The sequence below is a fragment of the Streptomyces sp. NPDC045967 genome (assembly GCF_056430495.1).
The window spans coordinates 12430-32641 of sequence record NZ_JBWKLE010000021.1 but is presented as its reverse complement, the minus strand read 5'-3'; the positions used below and the strand labels follow the sequence as shown (position 1 = coordinate 32641).

Here is a 20212-nt window from a genome sequence, read left to right as displayed (position 1 = left end):
TCCTGGCAGGCGATCGGGTCGGGGAAAGCCGAAAGAACAGGGCCGGGGGCCGGGGGCCGGGGGCCGGAGGCCGGGTCAGCGGTCGGCGGTCGGGCCTCCGAGGTCCAGCAGGAACGTGGCGAAGCCCGTGTACTTCTCGAAGTTCCGCTCGTCCCAGCCGACATAGGCGGTGTAGTCGTGCAAATGGAGCAGGACGCGCAGGGCCGCCAGGGACGACCAGTCGTCGCCGAGGCTCCGCCCGTAACCCTCGAACAGCGCGTCGAGCAGCTTCGGCCAGGCGGGTCCGCTGTCGCCGCGGTACCACTTGAGCTCGACGAGCTCGCCGAGCGTCCAGCCCAGGTCCCAGTACCACGGGGCGAGGCACAGGTCCTCGCCCACCAGCATGTCCGCTTCGCCCAGCGCGCCCGCCACGGGGACGAGCGAGCCGAGTGCCGCAGCCCCGTGGCACGGCACCCGGTCGCCGTCCGCGGCGATCCGCTCGCACAGTCCGTGCAGCCGCGCCATCCGCGACTCCCCGAGCCGGGGCCGCAGCAAGGACTCCGCGTACGCCGCGCGCGGCTCGGGGGAGCGGCCCGCCAGCCAGTAGGTGAACCGCACCAGGCCCCGCGGCAGCGGCCCCGGGGGCACGGCCCCGGTCGGCACGGGCGTGTCGTGGAGCGTCCGCAGCGCACGACCGAGGCCGCGCAGCGTGTCCGCCAGTTCGTCGTCCGGGCCGTGGTACAGCAGTCGGCCGGCGGCCGACTCCGGGCCGCGGACCTGGTAGACGCGCCCTTCGCCGTCGGCCGTCGGCGTCCCCGGGGCCCACCGTACGGAGGCCTTACCGCTGTCCAGGAGGCGGAAGACCGCATCCGCGACAGGGGCCGCGAACGGCGCGGGCGCCTGCGCGCCCGGTCGCCGCTCCCAGACGTAGCGGCCCGCGCCGGTGCCCGACGCGTCGCCCGTCACCCGGGTGCGCAGCAGCCCGGTGCCGAACTCCCTGCGATACGCGCCGCCGCCGCGGCCCGCCGACGCGTGCTCGGCCGTGCCCGTACCCGTACCGTTCATCGCCCTGCCTCCTGCTCCGTCTGCGCCGGTACGCCGGGCAACGCGCCCGCGCCATCGGCCGTCATGGCCTCGTACGAGGCCGGCGCCGTCCGCAGGTGCTCGCGCTCCGTCCTGCGGTCCTCGATCCGCCGCACCACGTCGCTCACCGGCGGCGGCACCCAGCCGTCCTCGCGCCCGGTGGTCAGGCTGTAGCCCGGGACCGGGGGCACCAGGACGATGTTCTGGCGGGCCGCGAGCGCGGCCCAGTGCCGGCGGAAGGCCGGGCTGTCGAATCCGCCCGGCGGCAGCGACGGCGCCACCGCCACCAGTGCGTCGGTGCACTGGAGGGCGAGCAGTGCCGGGGTGTCGGCGAGGCCGAGGGCGAGGCGCGCGGTGAAGTGGAAGGTCGCCGGGTAGACGAGGACGGCCTCGGCCCACTGCGCGTACGCCACGTGCCGGGCCTCGTCGCACTCCTCCCAGGCGTCGGTGTCCACCGGACCGTCGGCGCGCAGGCCGAGCGACAGCGGTGTCACGAAGCGCTGCGCGCTGCGGCTCATCACCACCCGCACGGTCAGTTCGGGGTATCCCTGGCGCAGCCAGGTCAGCCACTGGGGCAGTCCGGCCGCCGTCGTCGAGCCGGTGACCACGAGGAGCAGTCGGCGGATCCCGAAGGGCGGCACGACCAGCGCGTCTGGGGTGGCTTCCGGGGCGCTTCCTGGCGCCTCCAGGGCCTGTTCCGGCCGTGTCATGGCGTGGCCACCAGCGGAATCAGCCGCTCCAGCTCCCGGAGGGCGGCGGTACCCCCGTGCGTCATCGCGACGCCGGTGACATTGAGCACGATCTCGTCGACGCCCGCCTCGGTGAACTCACGCAGCCGATCGCGTACCTCGCTCTCGTCCCCGAAGAGGAACGCACCGCCTCCGGCCAGGGCCTTGGCGCTCTCCTCCGGGGCGTTGCGCATGTCGACGTCGATGCCGGACCGGCGGAGCATGTCGGCGTAGTGCGGCAAACTCATGTGGCCGGCGTTGCTGGCGAGCGCCAGCTTGGCCGCGTCGCGCTCCGGCCCGTCCAGGGCCACCGGCACGATCGCCACGACCCGCGGCATCGGGCGATCTGCCGTGTCCGCCCCGGCGCGCAGCGCGGGGACGACACTGTCGCGCAGATAACCGGCCGGGGTCAGCCAGGTGATGGCCGCGTCGGCCAGCTCGCCGGCGAGCTCCGCCATGCGCGGCCGCAGTACCCCAAGGCCGATACGGACCTCGGGCAGCGGCTGCCGCGGCAGGGCGGCGTTGCAGGTGTAGAACTCGCCCTCGTGGGCGGCCTTTCCCTCGGTGAGCAGTCCTCGCAGGATCGTCACGTAGTCCCGCACCGCGCCGAGCTGGCTGCGGTAGGGCGCGCCGAGGATGCCGCGCTGCAGGACCGCGGCGCCCGGCCCGTACCCGGCGATCACCGAGTGCCCGGTGGCCGCCGCCAGGCTCTGCGCCCGCAGCGCCGCGTCGTACGGGTGGCAGAAGGGCATCAGCGACACCGACGTGCCCACCGGCACGCGGAAGCCGCTGGCGGCCGCGTGCACGAACGCCTGGTGGGTGTCGCTGACCGTGCCCTGTCCCTGCCAGAGCCGGACCGCGCTGCTCCACTGCGCGAGCGCGGCGAACGGCAGCAGCTGCTCGGGCCGGGTCGGGACGAACGGGACGAGGAAGGAGACGTCCGTCATGCTGCGGCCTCCGTCTCGACGACCAGCATCTGGCCGTGCACGAGCCGTGCGTACGCGGGGCAGTCGGCCATCAGCGTCGTGTGGTCGCCCTCGCCCACCGTGCGGCCGTCCTCGAGGACGATGACATGGTCGGCGTGCTGCACGGTGGAGATCCGGTGGGCGACGACGAGCAAGGCGCACTCCCGCGAGAGTTCGTCCACGAGATCGCGCAGCTTCTGCTCGTTGATGCTGTCCAGGTGCGACGACGGCTCGTCGAGCAGCACCAGGTCGGCGCCGGAGAGCATGGCTCGCGCGAGGGCGAGACGCTGGCGCTGTCCGCCGGAGAGGTCGACGGCACCGGCCAGTACGGTGTCCAGGCCGCGCGGTCCGCCGCGGAACTCCTCGGCGAGACCCACCCGGTCGAGGACCAGCCACAGTTCCTCGTCGGAGACCGACGACGGGTCGCGGCCGAGGGTGAGGTTGGCCCGGATGGAGTCCTGGATCAGGGTCGAGGACTGGTCGACGTACGCCATGCGGCCGCGAAGGCCGGCCAGCGACCAGTCCGCGACATCGCGCCCGAAGACCTCGACGCTGCCGCTGTCGGCGGCGGCGAACCGCTGCATCAGCTCCAGGCTCGTGGTCTTCCCGGAACCCGAGATGCCCACCAGCGCGGTCAGGCCTCGCGCCGGGACACGGAAATCCGCGCCCCGCAGCACGGGCGCTTCGCCGTAGCCGAAGTGGACCTGCTCGAAGCGGACGGCGGGCACGGCCTGCCCGTCGGAGGAGGCGGCGGCCTCCGTGAGCGCCTGCTCGCGGTCCCCGTCCTGCTCCTGCTCCCGGGCGAAGAGCGAGGTGAACCGGTCGCGCGCGACGTTGCCCATGCGCAGCGCGGTCACGGCGGACGCGATCATCATCAGCGGCCCGGTCAGCTGGAGCAGATAGAGCAGGAACGCCACGAAGTCGGCGAGCGACAGCTTGCCGTCGAGCATCCGGGCGCCGCCGCCGGTGATCACCGCGACCAGCGCGATCTGTTGACCCAGCGTCATCGCCGGCATCATCAGAGCTTCCATCCGCGCGGCGGCGATCTCCCGTCGCGCCACCTCGCCGGCCTTCTCGGCCAGGTCGTCGCCGACCTGCCGCTCCGCTCGGTACGCCTTGATGACCTTCACGGCGTCGGCGGCGGCGACATATCGCTGCGCCAGGCCGCTGGTGGCCTCCTGCACCGCGGTGTAGCTGCGCCGGAGCCCCTTGACCACGGCGAAGATCAGCACCGCAGCAGCCAGGAACGCGCCGAGGGTCACCAGGAGCAGCATGCCGTCGATGAATCCCATGATCACGAGCGTGCCCACGGTGGTCAGCGCGGCCATGGGCAACTGGACCGGGCCCGCGTCGACGAGCCTCTTCACCCGCGCGGTGTCCGCGGTGATACGGGAGACCAGGTTGCCGCTGCCCTCGTGCCGGATGTCGGCGACCCGCATCCCCAGGGTGTGCCGCATGGTCCGCACGCGGAGTCGGCAGATCATCCGCTGGCCGAGCCGGGCCAGGAGGTACGTGGCGCCGGCGCCGGCCAGCGCGGAGCCCAGGCCGAGCCCGACGAGCAGCCAGGTGTAGCCGTTCAGGCCGTCGCCGCCGAGCGAGGCGATGAGCTTGCCGACCGCCCAGGGCAGCAGCAACGTGGAGGCCGTGGAGAGCAGGGCTAGGAGGGCGATGGCAGCAAGCCGGCTGTAGCGGCCCGCGGCCAGCTCCCGCATGATCCGGAAGTCGCGGTCGGCGGCCGGTGTCGTGGCGGGTGCCGTCGCCGGTGCCGCCGCACGAGTCCCCGTCCGTGCCGTCGTGCTGTCAGCCACGGTCGCCGCCCTTCTCGCGGTACGCGTCCGCCGATTCGGGCGTGACCGGGCCTGGACGGGGCGTCAGCTCCACCAGGGAGCGCGGCCCCTGGACCGGTCCCCGCCATGTGATGTCGAACCCGGCCCGGTCGCAGAGCCGCTCCAGGTCCGTGACCGAGCGCGACGGCGCGGGCATCATCGAGCGGTACTGCAGCTCGACCGCGGGCCCGCCGGTCGGCATGGCCACGTCCGCGAGGAGGACCTTGCCGTCGCGGCCCGCCGCCTCGCGGCAGCGCTCCAGGATGCGTACGGCGTCGTCGTCCGACCAGTCGGCGAGGATCGCGGAGAGCAGATAGACGTCGAAGCCCTTGGGTAGCGGATCGAAGAAGCTGCCGACGACCGCAGTGGCGCGGTCGGCGACGTCACTGCGCGCGAAGCGGGCGCCAGCCTGCTCGGCGACGTGTCGCAGGTCGACCAGGGTCCCGCGCAGATCAGGGTGCGCACGGAGCAGGCCGATCAGGATCGCGCCGAGGTGGCCGCCCACGTCCGCCACGGTGCCGACGCCGCTCCAGTCGTAGTCCTCCACGATGTGCTGTGCGCCCCAGGCGAGTGGCTGGTCCTGGGCGGCGTCCGCAGTGAGCGCCTGCTCGGCCCATTCCGCGGTGAAGGACGGGTCGTTGTTGACGGTCTCCCAGTAGCCGCCGCCGGGGACCGCGGCGTGCGCGGGCTCGCCGGTCCTGACGGTGTGGTCGAGGCGGAGCAGGGACTGCGCGCCCCACCCGATCATGCTGTCGTTACGGAGGACCCGGCGCAGACCGGTGGGGTGATCGGTCAACAGTGGCTCGCCGAGCGGGGTCAGCGCGAAGTGCCGCTCACCGCCGTCGCCTCCGCCCTCGCGGTCGTCGCCGCCCGTCGCGCTCAGGAGGCCGATGTCGGTGAGGTGCCGCAGCAGCGCGTCCATGACGTCCGGCTGGGCATCCGCGGCGCGGGCGATCCCGGCGGATGTGGTCGCGCCGGCCTGGATGTGGTCCGCGACGCCGAGCGTGGCGGCGGCACGGATGGCGGACGGGGTCAGCAGGTCCGCCAGGGACAACAGTTTCTCGTAAGGCCGGGGGTCCGCCATCTTTCGCCGCCTCCAGGTAGGTAGTCAGGGGGTGGGGCGTGTGCGGGCCGGAGACCAGCCCGCACACGCCTGGTTCATGCCAGTCGGCTGATCAGCAGCCGTCGTCGACCGTCTTGGAGACGACCTGGCCGCTCATCCAGCTGATGCTGGCCGACACCGCGGCACAGCCCCAGGTGGTGGCCGGCGCGTCCGAGGCCGCCGAGAGGTTGATGTCCTCGGCGGAGGCGTACGCCTCGTAACCGGACAACAGTTCGATGACAGAGGTTGCCTTCTCCATGGCTATGGCCTTTCGTTGCGTGAAGGAGGTGGAGCGAGGTGCCGCGAGGTCAGCAGGTGGCCTCGTACGTGACGGCGCTGAGGAAGCTGGCCGCGGCGGAGGCGCAGTACCAGGTGGTCGCCGGGGCGTCGGCCACAGCGCTGACGTCGAGGTCACCCGCGTCCATGTAGGTCTGGTAGCCGGCGACGAGGTCCATGACACTGTCGGTGTTGTTCATGGATTCCCTTTCATGTCCGAATGTCTGAACTCAAGGCTGAGAGCGTCGTCGACGCCCCCAGCGATGGGCTCAGCTGTCGGCTCCGGACCGTGCCGCCCTCAAGCGGCGCTCGGCGTCAGATTGCGCGCCGGGGCGGCCGGGTCGATGCCCGCCTGCCTGAACTGTTCGACGACCGTGCGCTCGGCCGTTCCCGGGCCGGCGTCGGGGGCACCGGCGCTGTCGATCAGCGCGGTCGCGAGCACGCTGGCGCGGTGCTGCCCGAAGCTGAGCCCCTGCCGGCCCGAGTGGGGATCGGCTGGTTCCCAGGCGGTCGCCACGCCGGGGCGGAGCTTCTCCGTGAACGCGGAGACATCGGCGCGTACCCCCGGCAGACCGCCGACGTGCGTGGCCAGGTCCGGTGCGGCCTGGGCGTGTTCGGCGTCCAGGTAGACCACGACCGCGTCCCGCCGCGGGTACAGCTCGGGCGCGGAGAGAACCTTCGCCCGGTAGGGAAGCCCACGGCCCTCCAGGAAGGTCAGCGCGGCACCCCAGACTCCCACCACGTCGTCCACGTTCCAGACATTTACGTACACCCGCAGCACACCCTGGCCGCCCCGGCGCTGCCGGGAGCCGTCGACGAGGAAGAAGCCCGGCGACAGACCGGCGCGCGCGGACGGCAGGGTCACCTCGGCGACCGCTCCCTCCACTGGCTCCGCGGTGCCCAGTGCTGCCAGGGGGATCCAGAACCTGACCCCCTCGCGCTCCACCAGAATCCGGGACTCCCCCTTGTCGTCCGACTCCACCGCGGACCGGACCCGTGCCGGGGCGATGATCTCCCGGTGCGGCACGACGGCCGCGAGGCGGGCCTCAAGGCCCTCGTCCCTCAGCCGGGTCGGCACCCTGCCCGGCTCCTGCCCCGAATGGAACACGTCGTAGATCGCCTCGGAGAGCAGACGACGCAGTTCCCGGGGCGTCTCCGCTTCGATCTCCCGCTGTCCCACGACGGCCTTGGAGCGATCGGCCGCGACGCTGATCTTGTCCATCACTTCGCGTACGCTCGACGCCAGCACGTCAATTCCCCCTTTTTTCTCGTGATTTCTCGTGTTCCGGGCTCAGGAAACGAATCCGAGCGTCGCCGTGAACCTCTCCGGATTCACCACGGCGGCCCGCCCCACACCCGCCGCGGCCCGCTGAATTCCGGTGAGCCGGGAAGTGGAGAGCGCACCCGCCACGAGCCGGTCGAGAAGGTGCCATCCGGCGAACGCGGTCGCCCGCACGGCGAGGGTCTCGTCGACATCGGGAAGGACGTCCCGGTAGCCCCGCCAGAATTCCCCCACCAGGGGCAGCAGGCGCTGCATCTTCTCGGCCCCCCGCCGCAGCACCATGTCGTGCGTGAACTGCATGTCGACGAACACGTCGTCGCCCCGGTTCGTCACGAGGTCGAGCACGGACCGGTAGATCCATTCGCCCGCGAAGGCACCGACGTCACGCGCCGGATCCGCGAGCCGGAACTCCTCCCAGTCGGCGACGTAGACGGCCTCGGGCCGCACCAGCAGCTGGTCCACGCGGAAGTCGCAGTGCGACGGGACGCGCGGCGCGTCCGCCTCCCACGCCCGGAGCCGCTCCAGGGCCCGGATGAGGGCCTCGTCGTTCTGCAGCAGCCGCCATGCCTCCAGCTCTCCCGCGCTGGAGCGGATGTACACGGACATCGGCAGTCCGCGCAGGAAGGAGACCGGCGGGAACGGCGGCGCCACCTGCTCGACCTCGACCGTCCCGACGGGCGGAGTGCCGTGCAGCCGGCCGATGACGCGACCTATCCGGTATGCCTGCTCCCCGGTGAACACCTCGTCCACCATCAGCTGGGCGCCGTTCTCCGCGTCCACGACGCGCTCGAAGGCCACGATGTGCCGGTCGGAATCGGCTCCCAGGAACTCGGGCCGGAAGAGCTCCGGAGGACGTGCCGCCTTCGCGTACTCCTCGAAGGCGAGCATGCGCCGCAGCCGGGCCTCCACATCGGCCCTGGCCCCCGTGAGGCGCTTGACGAAGACTTCCATGCCGCTGGTGGTCGTTCCGGCCCAGGCGTCGTTCCGGCCGATCGGCGCGGTGACGGAGTCCCGCACCAGCGTGCCGACTCCGAGACCGGTGAGCAGTTCGTCCACCTCGGGAGCGGCATCGAGGTCGATGGCCGCCACGTCTCTCTTCATGCCAGTCATGCGAGCAGTCCCCCTGAATCCGGTCGACCCCGTGTCACTTCCACTCGAAGACGAGCGGGGGGATCCGCGGGGTGACCTCGATGCCCGTCGGCTCGCTCTTCCACTCGATCACGAACGCGGAATCGGGCACCACGCCGTTCTGCGAGTCCGAGACCGAGTTCGCCTCGGCGTGGGCGGGCACCGCGCCGGCGAAAGCCACTCCGGCGACGGCCAGGGAAGAAAACGCGATGCGAACGGTGCGACGCTTGTTCATGACTCTCCAGCCCAAGACGAGTGTCATCCCCCGGGAGCGGATCTTCTGTCCGAAAGATTGCCATCGAACGAAGTACGTCCGGCCTGAAGCGCATGTCAGCTTGATGCAAGGCTCTTGCAGCTTGATGCGAGGCGGGCACGAGCTTCACGGGGACCGGCCGGGATACCTGCGACAGCTCGGTCTCTACGGCTTCACGGAACGGCGCTCAGCCTGTTCCGGCACCTCCCGCAGGGGCACGCTGGAGCGAACCGAGAGCGTGGGAAGGCTGACGCCTCACCGCGGTGCGGCTGCCGAGCGGCGACGCCGGCGGCCTGCACGGCCACAAGTACGCCACCCACGTTCTCGTCGCCGCTACAACACGTGCCTCCAACGCGCCGTAGAAGAGCAATCGGACCCAGCTCGGCATCACCGTCTCCTCCCTCGTGCTGGGTGCGGTCGCGGAACCCGCCATCGCGCACCTGCTGGAACCCGCGTTCCACGCGGCAGGCGTGCCCGAGGCGCTAATCCACCCGATCGCGTTCGTCATCGCCCTGACGCTGGCGACCTACCTGCACATGCTGGTCGGCGAGATGGTGCCCAAGAACATTGCCTTGGCCACTCCGGCGCCTACCGCGCTGATGCTGGCCCCGCCACTGGTCGCGCTGACCCGGGGCTTGCGACCGTTCGTCTTCGGCATCAACGGCTTCGCCAACACGCTGCTGCGGATGCTGAAGGTTGAACCGAAGGACGAGGTCGGATCCGTCTTTACCGACGACGAACTCGCCCGCCTCGTGAAGGACTCCAGCGCGGCCGGCTTCCTTGCGCCCGAGGGAGGCGACCGCCTCAGAGACGCCCTGGAACTCGGCATCCGGCCCGTCGCCGAGGTGATGGTCCCCCTCGACCAGGTGGTCAGCGTCGGCCACGACATCACCCCCCGCGGCCTTGAGCGGACCGCCGCCGACCATGGCTTCTCCCGACTGCCCGTCCTGGGGACACAGCAACAGATCCTGGGCTATCTCCACATCAAGGACGCCCTCGGCGCCCCCGACCGCACCAGTCCGTTCCCCCGTACCGCGATGCGGCCCGTAATCAAGGTCACCCACGACACCCCGTTGGACGACACCATGACCGCCATGCGCGCCGCCGGAACCCACCTCGCCGCCGTCACCCATACCGACGAGACCGTCATTGGATTCGTCACCATGGAAGACCTCCTCGAAGCACTCGTCGGCCAAGCCGCCGATTCAGACGCCTGACCGCCGCCCAGGAGGCCAACGACCCGCTCCCTCCGCCCGGCCACCCGGGCGGAGGCCAGGGCACGGTCGATGGCCTCCGGGTGCGCCTGGGTGTCTCGTGCTCGGCCCGGAGCGACCACAAGCGCCTACCAGCCGGCAGGCGCGTTCCTGTATGCGGACGAGCGGCCCGCTGTAGGGCCGGGCTGGTTCGTCAGCCCCTGGTGGTGGCCGTACAACGCCCCTGGCCGGACCGACGACGAACCCGAAGACCCTCCCGCCGCTGCCGTCGTCCGCTGACGTTGCCGTCAGCATTGCCGTCAAGAACAGCGGAAGTCTCGCCAGAAAGCTCTGGCGAGACTTCCGCTGTTCTCCGCCACAGTACGCGGACGCATGCAAGCGGTACGCGCATCCTGCGCCAGAGACTGCCGATGCTGTCTCCATCGCAGGCCCTCAAGTACGTGAGCGCGTTGCTGCACGCCGATGTCCCAGCCCAGCTTGTGGCTGTCGCCGTTGAACAACTCATCGAACCCATGAACCCAGTGCTCGCCGTAGAGACCATCCGCCTGGGAAGGCTCGGCTAATGGATCTGACTCACGACGGTTGACTTCTCCATGGGGAAGCGACTGAGCTCGACAGTTGGCGGAGTGTCGGGGCTCCTGATGGGCAGGTGGGACGGTGGGGTAGCGCGGACCGGGCCCCGGAGCGGAAGGGTCGTTTCGTGTTCGAGGAATTCGCCACCAGGACGGTGCGCACCAGTGAGGCGTCCGTCTTCGTTCGGTACGGGGGCGAGGGCCCGCCTCTCCTGTTGTTGCATGGCCACCCGCGCACATCGGCGACTTGGCACCGGGTCGCGCCCCTTCTGGTGCGGCGCGGTTTCAGCGTCGTCTGCCCCGACCTGCGCGGGTACGGGCGCTCCCGCGGCCCGGTGCCCGCTTCAGATCATGTCCCGCACTCCAAGCGCGCCGTGGCCAAGGACATGGTCGAGGTCATGCAGACGCTCGGGCACCAGCGCTTCGGTCTCATCGGCCACGACCGGGGGGTTGCCGTGGCGCTCCGCGTGGTGCTGGACCACCCCTCCGCGGTGACCCGGGTGGCGTTCCTGGACGGCCTGCCCCTGAGCGAGCACCTGACCCGTGCGGATGCCCGGTTCGCCACCGCGTGGTGGCACTGGTTCTTCTTCGCCCAGCCGGAGATCCCCGAACGCGTCATCAACGCCGATCCCGACGCCTGGTACCGCGGCGACCCCGAAGCCATGGGGCAGGAAAATCACGACGAGTGGAGGACCGCCACCCGCAACCCAGACGTCGTCCGCGCCATGCTGGAGGACTACCGCGCCGGGCTCACCGTGGACCGCCAACACGAGGATGCGGACCGCGCCCGAGGCGCGCGGATCGACTGCCCCGTCCTGGTCCTGTGGTCGCTACGAGACGACCTGGAGGACCTGTACGGCGACCCGCGCACCATCTGGCGCGACTGGGCCGACGACGTCCGGGGCCACGGCATCGACGCCGGCCACCATGTGGCCGAGGAAGCCCCCGGCCCGCTCTCCGCCACCCTGGGCGACTTCTTCAACGGCTGACGCTGCCTCGCTCCGCCGCCGGAGAGGCGTTGCGTCCCCCATGGCCGAGGAACTGTCCGAGAACCTTCATCGTCGACGGTGGATTTGAGCACCACAGTTGGCCAAAGCCGCCAACTGTGGTGCTCAGTCACAGTAGGTGTCGCCTTCCGGGCCGGGCCGGTCCGGCCCGGCGGACTCTTGGAAGGGAGGACGACAAGGGAGGCTGCAGGATGACCTTGAGACCGCCGGTTGAGCCGATGTTGGCGCAGGCCGCGGAGGTGATGCCGCCCGTGCGTCCGCTCGGTTCGGGGGTGGCGTATGAGCAGAAGTTCGACGGGTGTCGGGCGTTGGTGTTCACCCCCGCCGGGGCGGGTGGGCGGGTGCTGCTCCAGACCCGCCGCGGCGCCCTGGTCCAGGGCGCGTTCCCCGGTCTCGTCGCGGCTGCCGAGGCGCAGTTGCCGCAGGGCCTGGTCCTCGATGGCGAACTGCGTGATCGTGGGTAAGCCACCCCCGAAGGAGGCTTACCCACGGCCCCCGCAGCGCACTGAGATGGAACCGGCCAAGGCGACTTCCCGCGCCGCGGCCGCGGTGGGAGCCGGCCTGTCCCGCGCTGCGCCTTCCGATGCCGCGCCGGTCGTGGGGAGGGTTGCACCGGAGGGCGGCTCAACCGTTGTGAACCGGCGCATCCTGACCAAGCTCCGGATGAAGGTCCAGATCGCGGCCACCCTCCTGTGGGCTCTTCTGGTTCTGACCCATTTGAAGATCACTCGCTGACAGACGATCTTTCGTGATCATGGCCGCCCGGTCAGCCGACTCGCGCCACACCAAGCGCTGTCCATCACCTCCCACCTGCACAGAGCAGGTGGGAAAGTGCTTATCGGTGTCACCCCAACCGATGTGCAAATGTGTGTCTGGGCCGGGGGTGAGCGGTCGGCGTGGCCATCAGGCCATCTGCTCAGGGTTTTGTGGTCGGGGCCGCAGATCGGGCCGCTTGCCTGCTGCAAGGCCGATCAGAGGTACGAACTCGAGCCGGCATGTTGGATGCTGTCGGTGTCACCGGCCTGCCGCGTTCGGTCTTCCCAGTTGGCGCCCGCACTCGCTCCACCACCGACGGCTCCGTCACCCGTGGGGAGCAAAGAATGTCCGACAGGCGCGCCCAACGCCGAAATTTATCTGAATCGCCGGAATGGCGGAATGCTCGCACGCGTGGAGGGGTCGGATTATCGGGCAGGGGTGAGGGGGATGGTCCACATAGGGTAAATGCACTCTCGACTTGAGTTGCATATCTGATGATCTCCGCCGTGAATTCTAATATTACCTGCACGTCTTTTCCTTTTCTTTATCCCGGCACGCCGCCGCCCTGCTTGGGGTCATACTCGCTCTGGAGAGTTGCTGCGTAATATGCCGTTTCATCCATCAGGCATCCCGGGCGATCGGCAGGGCCCGGCATGCCACGGCCCCTCTAGGAAACGGCCTCTCGATGAAACTGAGAAACCTTCAAGCGGCGCGACGCCGTGCTTTGTCCGGCGGGCTGGCCTCGGGTATCGCGGCGACGGTCGCTGCCGTCATGGTCGCCGTCACTCCGACGATGGCGCTGGCGATTGCCACCCCGGTGCCGCTGGCCACGGCGGCGAGTTACTCGGTGCTGGCCGGCTCGGAGGTCACGAACACGGGCCCCTCCGTGATCAGCCACGACCTCGGTGTGCACCCGGGCACGGCGATCACCGGGTTCCCGCCCGGTGATGTGCTCGGTGCGGTGCACTCAGCGGACGCGGCCGCCCTCCAGGCCAAGAGCGACCTGGTCACGGCGTACAACAATGCCGCAGGCCAGGCCACGGACTTCGCGCTGCCGGCGGGAATCGGCACGGGCACCACCCTCCTTCCCGGTGTCCACACGGCCGTGGCCGGTGTGGGGATCACCGGCGACCTGATCCTGGACGCCGGCGGAGATCCGAACGCCGTTTGGGTGTTCCAGATCCCCGAGGCGCTGACCACGGCATCGTCCAGCCGGGTGCTTCTCACCAACGGTGCTTCGGCATGCAACGTGTACTGGCAGATCGGTAGTTCGGCCACGCTCGGCACCAACTCCACCTTCGTGGGGACGATCATGGCGCTGACCTCGATCAGCGTGACCACGGGTGCGAACATCGAGGGCCGGGCCTTGGCCCGCAACGGCGCCGTGACACTCGACACCAACCGGATCTTCCTGGGGACGTGTGCGACCGGCGGCACCACGAGCGGCACCACGACCGGCACGACGACCGGCACCACGACCGGCACGACGACCGGCACCACGACCGGCACCACGACCGGCACGACGACCGGCACCACGACCGGCACCACGACCGGCACGACGACCGGCACCACGACCGGCACCACGGGCGGTTCGAACGGCGGGACTTCGGGTGTCCTTGGCGGCGTACTCGGCGGTGTGACGACGGGCGGCGGGCTGCTCGGCGGACCCATCGCGAACCTCGTGACCGGCGGAACCTCGGGGAACATCTCCGGCAACACTTCCGGTAACACCGCGGGGAACACGACCGGGGCCGCTACCGCGGGCAATACGACCGGCGGGCACATCACGGGCGGAAGTATCACCGGCGGGAACATTACCGGTGGGAACGTTGGCAAGCCTGGCAAGCCTGGCAGGCCTGGCCACGGTGAGGGGCCGGGTAAGCCGGGCCACGGCCACGGTGAGGGACCGGGTAAGCCGGGCCACGGTCACGATGAGGAGCCGGGTAAGCCGGGCCACGGTCACGATGAGGAGCCGGGCAAGCCCGGCCACGGTGAGAAGCCCGGTGCGCACCATGGCTATGGCGCCGAGCCCGTGAACTTCGACTACAAGGCCTTCGAGGGCTAGGCACGGGCCGTACGAAGTCCGCCCAGCGGACCGCGGCGTGCGGTGGAGCTCTCATCGGGCTCCACCGCACCCTATCGGGCGCAGCAGGAAGGCCGGACGTGAGAAACCGTTACGAGAAGGGCAGGGTGGGGCGTGTTGAGCGGAATCGAATCGCCGACGGTGAAGGAGCGCCAACAGGCCGGATTTCATCCGGATCCGCAGGAACAACACGATGAAGCAGTGACGCCGCAGCGGCCGGCCCTAGGCGCCCGTGTGCTCACGGTGACCCTCCGCACCGCGGTGGCCGCGTGTCTGTTGACGACGTTGACCCACGTGGTCCTGCTGTTCCTCCACGTGGCGCCCCCCAACTCCGTCTCCAACCGGTTCAGCCCGCAGATCAACGCCTGGGTCTTTCCCCTTTTTGAACAGAACTGGCGGCTCTTCGCACCTGAACCAGACTCCGTAAATCGCACGATTCTCGCAAGGACCGCCCACACTGCCCCCAACGGTTCGGCTCAAGTGAGCGCCTGGTTCGACCTGAGCGCCGTGGACAATTCGGCGGTGGAGCACAACGTCTTCCCGAGTCACACGACGCAGAACCTCCTGCGCCGCGCCTGGACGTCCTACGCGGAAACACATGGAGGAGACGACACGGCGCGCTCGGACCGCGCCGTGATGATGCAGAAGTACCTGCGGAACATCGCCGTGGACCGTGTCAGCGCCCACCGCGACGGTGGCGCCTTCGACTTCATCCAGCTTCGCGTCCTCACGCAGCCAATCGCCGCACCGGGCACTTCGGCCGGCAACCGCCCGCCGACTCCTGCCGACGAACGGCTGCTGCCCTGGTGGAAGGTGACGTCCCGTGAGAACTGAGGACACCCCCCAGCCCCCGCCCCGAATCGCCGCGCCGACGGGCTCCACGGGGGGCAACACGCAGAGGATGGCACAGCGCTGCCTCACAGCCGTCACCACCCGGCCCGTATCGCTGTACGCGGTGGCGGTCATGCGAGCCGGCTACGGCATGCTCTACCTGCTCTTCCTCCTGCGCGAGTTCCCCCACCGCCACCAGATCTGGGGGCCCGCCTCCCCCTGGACACCCGAGCTAACACAGCAGCTCTTCGACCAGACGGGCTGGAACAGCATCCTGGCCCTGTCCGACAGCCCCACCTACTTCGAACTCTGCTACGTGACGGCCCTCCTCACGTCAGCGCTGTTCATGCTGGGCTGGCGAACCCGTGCCACGTCCATTCTGTTCGCCATCGTGGTCACCTCCTTCCATGCGAAGGCCATCTTCATGACGGATGGAGGCGACAACCTGATCCTGCTGATGGCCGTCTACCTCGCCTTCACCGCGTGCGGCCGCCACTGGTCCCTGGACGCACGCAGACACCGCCGCCGCACGGCCCGTACAACCAGTGCGCCCGAACAGCGGGAAAGCCGTGTATCGCCCCGCCTCCGTGAAGCGCGCACCACCTTGACGGCGGTCGTGCACAACTGCGCCCTCTTCGTCATGGCGGCAGAAGTCTGCTTCCTGTACGGGTCAGCAGGCCTGTACAAGGTCCAGGGCGCTTCCTGGGGCAGCGGCACCGCGCTCCACTACGTCCTGAACCTCGAACTCTTCCAGCCCTGGCCGGCGCTCTCCCACCTCGCGGACGACTACGCGATCCTGATCGCGGTCGCCACCTACACGACGGTGCTCCTGCAAGTGGCCTTCCCCTTCGTGCTCTTCGGCAGGCTCAAGTACCCGGTCCTGGCCATGCTGCTGGGGATGCACCTGGGCATCGCGTTGCTCATGGGACTGCCCCTGTTCTCCGGAGCGATGATCGTGGCGGACGCCGTGTTCCTCCCCGACCGCTTCTACACCTCACTGGCCGCGCTGTGCCGCCGCACGGTCCGTCACACGTGGCGGCAGCCACCCGGTTCCCCGACTTCCGTAAGGGTCCCCCCACAGGGCGGGCAGCTTGGCACACAGCCCGACTCTGCTGGACTCGGCGGGCGCCCGTCGGCTCATCCCGCATAGGGTCGCGCCGTCCGGGCGATAGGGCGCTCGGTGCGCTCCGGGTCCAGAGCTTGGGCCCGGAGACGGTCATACATCACACTGAAGCTCCGGACCTCCGAACGATTCTGCAGGTAGAAGTCGTTGGTCAGCCGCTCGAGATACACCGCCCCCACCCCCGCTCCTGTCCCGGGCGGATCGGCGAAGTGTAGGACGGAAAACTGTCCGGACAGCCCGGGATGGGCCCCCACATCATGGGGGAGGACCTGCACGCTGATGTGCGGCTGTGCACCGAGACGATTCAGGTGCTGGAGTTGTTCGCGCATGATGTCAGGGCTTCCCACGACACGGCGCAGCACCGCTTCGTCCAGGACGACCCGCAGGCAGAAGGGACGGGCCGGATGGTGAGCCCGGTGCTGTCGACGCATCCGTACCTCCACGCCTGCCGCAACCTGCTCGGACGTGGGCTGAGGGATCATTCCCGCGATAACCGCGGTCGCATAGGCGGGGGTTTGCAGAAGGCCCGGGATCACCATGGGCTCGTAGGAACTGATAGAAGTGGCTTCCATCTCCAACCCGATGTAGACCGAGCAGGGGACCTCGCCGTCAGCGCCCCACCAGCCCCGCCGCCCTGATTCCCTCGCCATCCGCATCAATTCCTCGACGACCTGCTGGTCCGCGACTCCGTACAGACCGCACAGATCCCGTACGTCACGTGGACTGATCGCCCGCCGGCCGGTCTCAATGAGGCTGATCTTGGGCTGGGAAACCATCAGCTGCTCAGCCACTTTACGGCCGAGCCCAGGCGAAGCCACTCGCCGTGCATCAATGTACAACGAGCCTCGCTATCCAGCGTCACAGCGGGATCACGGCAAGTACGAAGCTCTTCCCTGTACGCGTCCGCCTAAGCAGCTTGCCCGAGGGCCTGGTCCTCGACGGTGAGCTCGTGGTCTGGCACACCGCAGCCGTGCGGCTGTCCTTCGAAGCCCTCCAGCGCCGGGCCGCCGCCCGCGGTCGCACCGCGACCGCGCTCGCCGCGAAGACCCCGGCATTCTTTATCGCCTTCGACGTCCTTCCCGGGGCGGCCAGGCCGGACCAGGACATACATTGTGTTCCTCAGGCGGGACCCGCCACACCGGCGAAGTTCCACCCGCCACTCGTATGGCAGCAGACACGGACGATCAGCCCGTGCTGGCCACCGCCCCGGCCTCCAGCTTCGACACGATGTCGTCGGCCTGCTCGTCCGAGATCCCGACGGCGGCCAGGTCCTGGAAGACCGTGAACCGCGCAGCCGTGGCCTCGCTCCGGTGGTGGCTGATGCGGGCCAGCTCCTGGCCGTACGCTTCGACGTCGTGCTGCTCGGTGCTCACGGGGTGCCTCCCTTGTCTGCCTGGGTACGGTGGGCGACCCAATCCGGATCGCGCTCTGGTGTGGGCACCCGCGTGTCGGCGGGGGTGCGCATGATGCGCCGGCTGGTGCGCGGCGCGGTGACGACGTGGACCAGGACGACGACGGCCTGCCGCCCCGCGCCGCCCCGGACCCACGTCCCGGTGAACCGGACCTCATCGGCCGCCCAGTCGCCCGCACGACGCCGAGGGCGCAAACGTCCGAGCAGATAGCCAGGTCGGCTCCTCCCACTAGTCGTCGACCGGTCCGTGGATCTTCGGCAGCACGGCCTGCTGGCCGCCGGCACCATCGTCGCGAAGGAGGAGGAGATCCACGTCAATCCATGTCAATCCACGTCAACTCCAGGGCCAGATCAAGGACACTGCGGCGACGCCGCCTACCGCGAACAACTCGGCCAGTACCACGGGCGTGCCCGCATCTGACCCATCACGGCTGCGGGGCCTGGGGACCGTGAGTGGTGGCATCGCGGTGACACCGGGTCGCCCTAAGTGTTCAGCACCAGTTGCAGCAGCTCGCGCAAGGACTCGCCCTGCTCCGTGGTGAGCCGGTCCAGCGGGGCGCTGGCGAAGGGCATGCGGGCGCGGAGGTCGGCGGCGACGGCGCGGCCGGCCGCAGTGGCGGCGACGAGCTTGACGCGGCGGTCGCTCGGGTCGGGATGCCTTTCGACCAGGGCGCGGCGTTCCAGGCGGTCGATGATCGCGGTGACGTTGGAGGGCTCCGCATGCAGGTGGTCCGCAATGCGGCGCATCGGGACCGGGTCCTCGGTGGCGAGCAGCGCCTTGGCCTGGAGTGGGGTCAGCTCGTGGGCGGCGGCGGCGGCTTCGGATTCCCGTGCGTAGCGGCGGTTGATGGCCGCGAAGAGGCCGACGACCTCCCTGTTCGTCTCATCCGGTGGCGTGGGCATGACCCCAGTCTACCGATGTGCTTGACAACATGAAATATCCCGCCCCATAGTTATGAACAACATTAGTTATCTTCCATAAGTAAGGGCCGAAAGATGAACACCAAGACCGTTTTGATCACCGGCACCTCCTCCGGCATCGGCCTCGCCACTGCCGTTGCCGCCGCACAAAGCGGCTGGCACGTCGTCGCCACCATGCGCGACACCACCAAGGCGGGCGGGCTACTGGCGGCGGCGGAGGCGGCCGGGGTGAACGTCGAGGTCCGCGCGCTGGATGTGACCGACCCGGCATCTGTCACAGCCTGCCTGGCCGGCCTTGACCGTCTCGACGCGTTGGTCAACAACGCCGGCGCCGGCCACCTTGGCACGCTCGAGCAGGAGAGCGTCGAGGATGTGCGCGCCGTCATGGAGGTCAACTTCTTCGGCGTCCTGCACGCCACCAAGGCGGCCCTTCCCATGCTGCGGGCGAGCAAGGGCCGTGTGGTGACCGTGACCAGCGTCGGCGGCGTGGTCGGCCAGCCGTTCAACGAGGCATACTGCGCGGCAAAGTTCGCGGTCGAGGGCTTCATGGAGTCACTCGCGCCGGTCGCGGCAGCAGTCGGCGTGGCCGTCAGCGTGGTCGAGCCGGGCGCAGTGGCCAGCGAGTTCGTCAGCAACGTAGGCGGCCGCGACTCCGTGGTGGAGCAGGCTGGTCCGTATGCCCCCGCGCTGGCCGCCTATCTGGCCCGCACCCGCGACGCCTTCGCCGCCGCGCAGACGCCGCAGGAAGCGGCGGCACCAATCGTCGAGCTGCTGGAGGCCGAGCAGCCCGCCTTCCGGGTACAGACCTCGGATGCTGCGCGCGCGTTCACCGCCGTGAAGCTCACCGACGGCGACGGCTCGACCGTGCAGGAGCTGACCAGGAAATGGATCGCCTAGAGAGGGGACTTCCGGCGTCGGCGTTTACCCCGGGTTACTTGCTGCCGGCGTCCGAATTAGGAGTCCGAGGCTGGGGGGCAAGAACCAGGTCGACGTCTGCGTGGACGGAGGCTCCCAGGCGACGCCGTAAGCGTGTCGCACCTAAAGTGGAGCGAATCTCTCATAACGTTCACGTCTGTAATTTCCATCCGAAGGATGGTTGCGGCTCTGACGAAGAGGAAATGCTGTGCGCAAGCTTCGCAAGGCTGCCGTGGTAGTTGCCCTGGTCGGCAGTGTCAGTGTGTTCGGCGCCGGTGCAGCCTCTGCCCACGGCGATAGGGAGACGGGCCAACCCGGCGACGGGATCGTCTGCAATCAGAGGTCTGAGGTCACGCAGGTGACGTACCAGAACGGCCTCATCAACGGCCCGCTCCTCGGTAGTGGCCCGGCGACCGCAACGTCTCCCCAGCAGATCTGCAGCGGCAGGGACAGCCGCGGCCTCAATGGCGGCTCCGCCACGACCGGTGACCTCCTCAGCGGCCTCGTTTCCACCGCCACGGGCCTTCTTCCCGGCGTCCTGTAACGACCCGACACGCCCGACCCGGGTGGCAACCCCGGTTGAACGGCGCGACTCCAAGAACCGGGCCCCGGGACGTCAAGGCTGATTGCTCCCCGGGCCTGTGGTGTGCAGGGCGCGGTCGCGTTCCTCCGGCTGCGCCCTGAGGTAGGGCGGACCTATGGGGCCGGTCGCCCGTCGCGACCTGACCACCTCTTCGACAACTGAGTCGTGTTGCAG

General features: G+C 69.6%; 23 protein-coding genes and 1 pseudogene. 10 read left to right on the top strand and 14 right to left on the bottom strand.

Annotated elements, in window-relative coordinates:
- Nucleotides 1–75 precede the first annotated feature (75 nt).
- From AC07FY_RS28635 to AC07FY_RS28590, 10 genes are all read right to left on the bottom strand, one after another.
- Nucleotides 76–1044: an aminoglycoside phosphotransferase family protein gene (locus AC07FY_RS28635; RefSeq protein WP_479011849.1), complete on the bottom strand. Its 969-nt coding sequence runs from the start codon at nucleotides 1042–1044 to the stop codon at nucleotides 76–78.
- Nucleotides 1041–1772 carry a flavoprotein gene (locus AC07FY_RS28630; protein WP_479011846.1) on the bottom strand — a complete coding sequence of 244 codons (732 nt, stop codon included), beginning with the start codon at nucleotides 1770–1772 and terminating at the stop codon, nucleotides 1041–1043. Before AC07FY_RS28630 ends, AC07FY_RS28635 begins: the two co-directional genes overlap by 4 nt.
- Nucleotides 1769–2737, bottom strand: a complete 969-nt coding sequence (locus AC07FY_RS28625; RefSeq protein ID WP_479011843.1) for an LLM class flavin-dependent oxidoreductase — start codon at nucleotides 2735–2737, stop codon at nucleotides 1769–1771. Before AC07FY_RS28625 ends, AC07FY_RS28630 begins: the two co-directional genes overlap by 4 nt.
- Nucleotides 2734–4563, bottom strand: a complete 1830-nt coding sequence (locus tag AC07FY_RS28620) for an ABC transporter ATP-binding protein (RefSeq protein ID WP_479011840.1) — start codon at nucleotides 4561–4563, stop codon at nucleotides 2734–2736. The genes AC07FY_RS28625 and AC07FY_RS28620 overlap by 4 nt, the downstream gene beginning before the upstream one ends.
- Nucleotides 4556–5635 carry a methyltransferase gene (locus AC07FY_RS28615; protein ID WP_479011837.1) on the bottom strand — a complete coding sequence of 360 codons (1080 nt, stop codon included), beginning with the start codon at nucleotides 5633–5635 and terminating at the stop codon, nucleotides 4556–4558. The genes AC07FY_RS28620 and AC07FY_RS28615 overlap by 8 nt, the downstream gene beginning before the upstream one ends.
- Before the next feature lie 121 nt (nucleotides 5636–5756).
- A complete protein-coding gene (locus tag AC07FY_RS28610; protein ID WP_073921129.1) occupies nucleotides 5757–5942 on the bottom strand; it encodes an LxmA leader domain family RiPP in 186 nt (61 codons plus the stop codon).
- A 49-nt stretch (nucleotides 5943–5991) separates the two neighbouring features.
- A complete protein-coding gene (locus AC07FY_RS28605) occupies nucleotides 5992–6159 on the bottom strand; it encodes an LxmA leader domain family RiPP (protein ID WP_199885689.1) in 168 nt (55 codons plus the stop codon).
- 98 nt (nucleotides 6160–6257) lie between these two features.
- Nucleotides 6258–7208: a T3SS effector HopA1 family protein gene (locus tag AC07FY_RS28600; protein WP_479011833.1), complete on the bottom strand. Its 951-nt coding sequence runs from the start codon at nucleotides 7206–7208 to the stop codon at nucleotides 6258–6260.
- Nucleotides 7209–7250: 42 nt separating this feature from the next.
- On the bottom strand, nucleotides 7251–8342 hold the full coding sequence (gene lxmK / locus AC07FY_RS28595; RefSeq protein WP_479011830.1) for a class V lanthionine synthetase subunit LxmK: 1092 nt from the start codon (nucleotides 8340–8342) through the stop codon (nucleotides 7251–7253).
- Between the two features lie 43 nt (nucleotides 8343–8385).
- Nucleotides 8386–8604: a hypothetical protein gene (locus AC07FY_RS28590; protein WP_479011827.1), complete on the bottom strand. Its 219-nt coding sequence runs from the start codon at nucleotides 8602–8604 to the stop codon at nucleotides 8386–8388.
- A gap of 395 nt (nucleotides 8605–8999) precedes the next feature.
- On the opposite strand from AC07FY_RS28590, the pseudogene AC07FY_RS28585 reads away from it, so the two are divergent.
- The 7 genes and pseudogenes from AC07FY_RS28585 to AC07FY_RS28555 all read left to right on the top strand — a co-directional run.
- Nucleotides 9000–9839 (top strand): annotated as a pseudogene (locus tag AC07FY_RS28585) (hemolysin family protein); the annotation flags it as partial.
- Nucleotides 9840–10536: 697 nt separating this feature from the next.
- On the top strand, nucleotides 10537–11397 hold the full coding sequence (locus tag AC07FY_RS28580; protein WP_479011824.1) for an alpha/beta fold hydrolase: 861 nt from the start codon (nucleotides 10537–10539) through the stop codon (nucleotides 11395–11397).
- Between the two features lie 209 nt (nucleotides 11398–11606).
- Nucleotides 11607–11879 carry an ATP-dependent DNA ligase gene (locus AC07FY_RS28575; protein ID WP_479011821.1) on the top strand — a complete coding sequence of 91 codons (273 nt, stop codon included), beginning with the start codon at nucleotides 11607–11609 and terminating at the stop codon, nucleotides 11877–11879.
- 46 nt (nucleotides 11880–11925) lie between these two features.
- Complete coding sequence (locus tag AC07FY_RS28570) at nucleotides 11926–12150, top strand: hypothetical protein (protein WP_479011818.1); 225 nt, start codon at nucleotides 11926–11928, stop codon at nucleotides 12148–12150.
- Between the two features lie 706 nt (nucleotides 12151–12856).
- On the top strand, nucleotides 12857–14236 hold the full coding sequence (locus AC07FY_RS28565; RefSeq protein ID WP_479011816.1) for an ice-binding family protein: 1380 nt from the start codon (nucleotides 12857–12859) through the stop codon (nucleotides 14234–14236).
- 135 nt (nucleotides 14237–14371) lie between these two features.
- Entirely contained in the window at nucleotides 14372–15088 is a 717-nt protein-coding gene (locus AC07FY_RS28560) for a DUF5819 family protein (RefSeq protein ID WP_479011813.1), read from the top strand.
- Nucleotides 15089–15155: 67 nt separating this feature from the next.
- Nucleotides 15156–16235, top strand: a complete 1080-nt coding sequence (locus AC07FY_RS28555; RefSeq protein WP_479011810.1) for an HTTM domain-containing protein — start codon at nucleotides 15156–15158, stop codon at nucleotides 16233–16235.
- Here the strand turns inward: AC07FY_RS28555 and AC07FY_RS28550 are convergent.
- The 3 genes from AC07FY_RS28550 to AC07FY_RS28540 all read right to left on the bottom strand — a co-directional run bounded on the left by AC07FY_RS28550 (nucleotide 16223) and on the right by AC07FY_RS28540 (nucleotide 17814).
- Nucleotides 16223–16999 carry a helix-turn-helix domain-containing protein gene (locus AC07FY_RS28550; RefSeq protein WP_479011807.1) on the bottom strand — a complete coding sequence of 259 codons (777 nt, stop codon included), beginning with the start codon at nucleotides 16997–16999 and terminating at the stop codon, nucleotides 16223–16225. The two genes, AC07FY_RS28555 and AC07FY_RS28550, sit on opposite strands and share 13 nt — an antisense overlap.
- Nucleotides 17000–17392: 393 nt before the next feature.
- A complete protein-coding gene (locus AC07FY_RS28545) occupies nucleotides 17393–17581 on the bottom strand; it encodes a hypothetical protein (protein WP_479011804.1) in 189 nt (62 codons plus the stop codon).
- Nucleotides 17578–17814: a hypothetical protein gene (locus tag AC07FY_RS28540; protein WP_479011801.1), complete on the bottom strand. Its 237-nt coding sequence runs from the start codon at nucleotides 17812–17814 to the stop codon at nucleotides 17578–17580. The genes AC07FY_RS28545 and AC07FY_RS28540 overlap by 4 nt, the downstream gene beginning before the upstream one ends.
- Nucleotides 17815–17866: 52 nt before the next feature.
- Here AC07FY_RS28540 and AC07FY_RS28535 point away from each other — a divergent pair, with 52 nt between their 5' ends.
- A complete protein-coding gene (locus AC07FY_RS28535; protein WP_479011798.1) occupies nucleotides 17867–18040 on the top strand; it encodes a hypothetical protein in 174 nt (57 codons plus the stop codon).
- A gap of 62 nt (nucleotides 18041–18102) precedes the next feature.
- Here AC07FY_RS28535 and AC07FY_RS28530 read toward each other — a convergent pair whose 3' ends face one another.
- The gene (locus tag AC07FY_RS28530; RefSeq protein WP_479011795.1) at nucleotides 18103–18522 is read right to left on the bottom strand and encodes a MarR family winged helix-turn-helix transcriptional regulator; all 420 of its coding nucleotides are present in this window, start codon (nucleotides 18520–18522) and stop codon (nucleotides 18103–18105) included.
- A 93-nt stretch (nucleotides 18523–18615) separates the two neighbouring features.
- On the opposite strand from AC07FY_RS28530, the gene AC07FY_RS28525 reads away from it, so the two are divergent.
- Together AC07FY_RS28525 and AC07FY_RS28520 are read left to right on the top strand one after the other, a co-directional pair.
- Entirely contained in the window at nucleotides 18616–19437 is an 822-nt protein-coding gene (locus tag AC07FY_RS28525; protein WP_479011792.1) for an SDR family NAD(P)-dependent oxidoreductase, read from the top strand.
- Nucleotides 19438–19663: 226 nt separating this feature from the next.
- Nucleotides 19664–19999: a hypothetical protein gene (locus tag AC07FY_RS28520; protein WP_479011789.1), complete on the top strand. Its 336-nt coding sequence runs from the start codon at nucleotides 19664–19666 to the stop codon at nucleotides 19997–19999.
- Nucleotides 20000–20212: the final 213 nt, after the last annotated feature.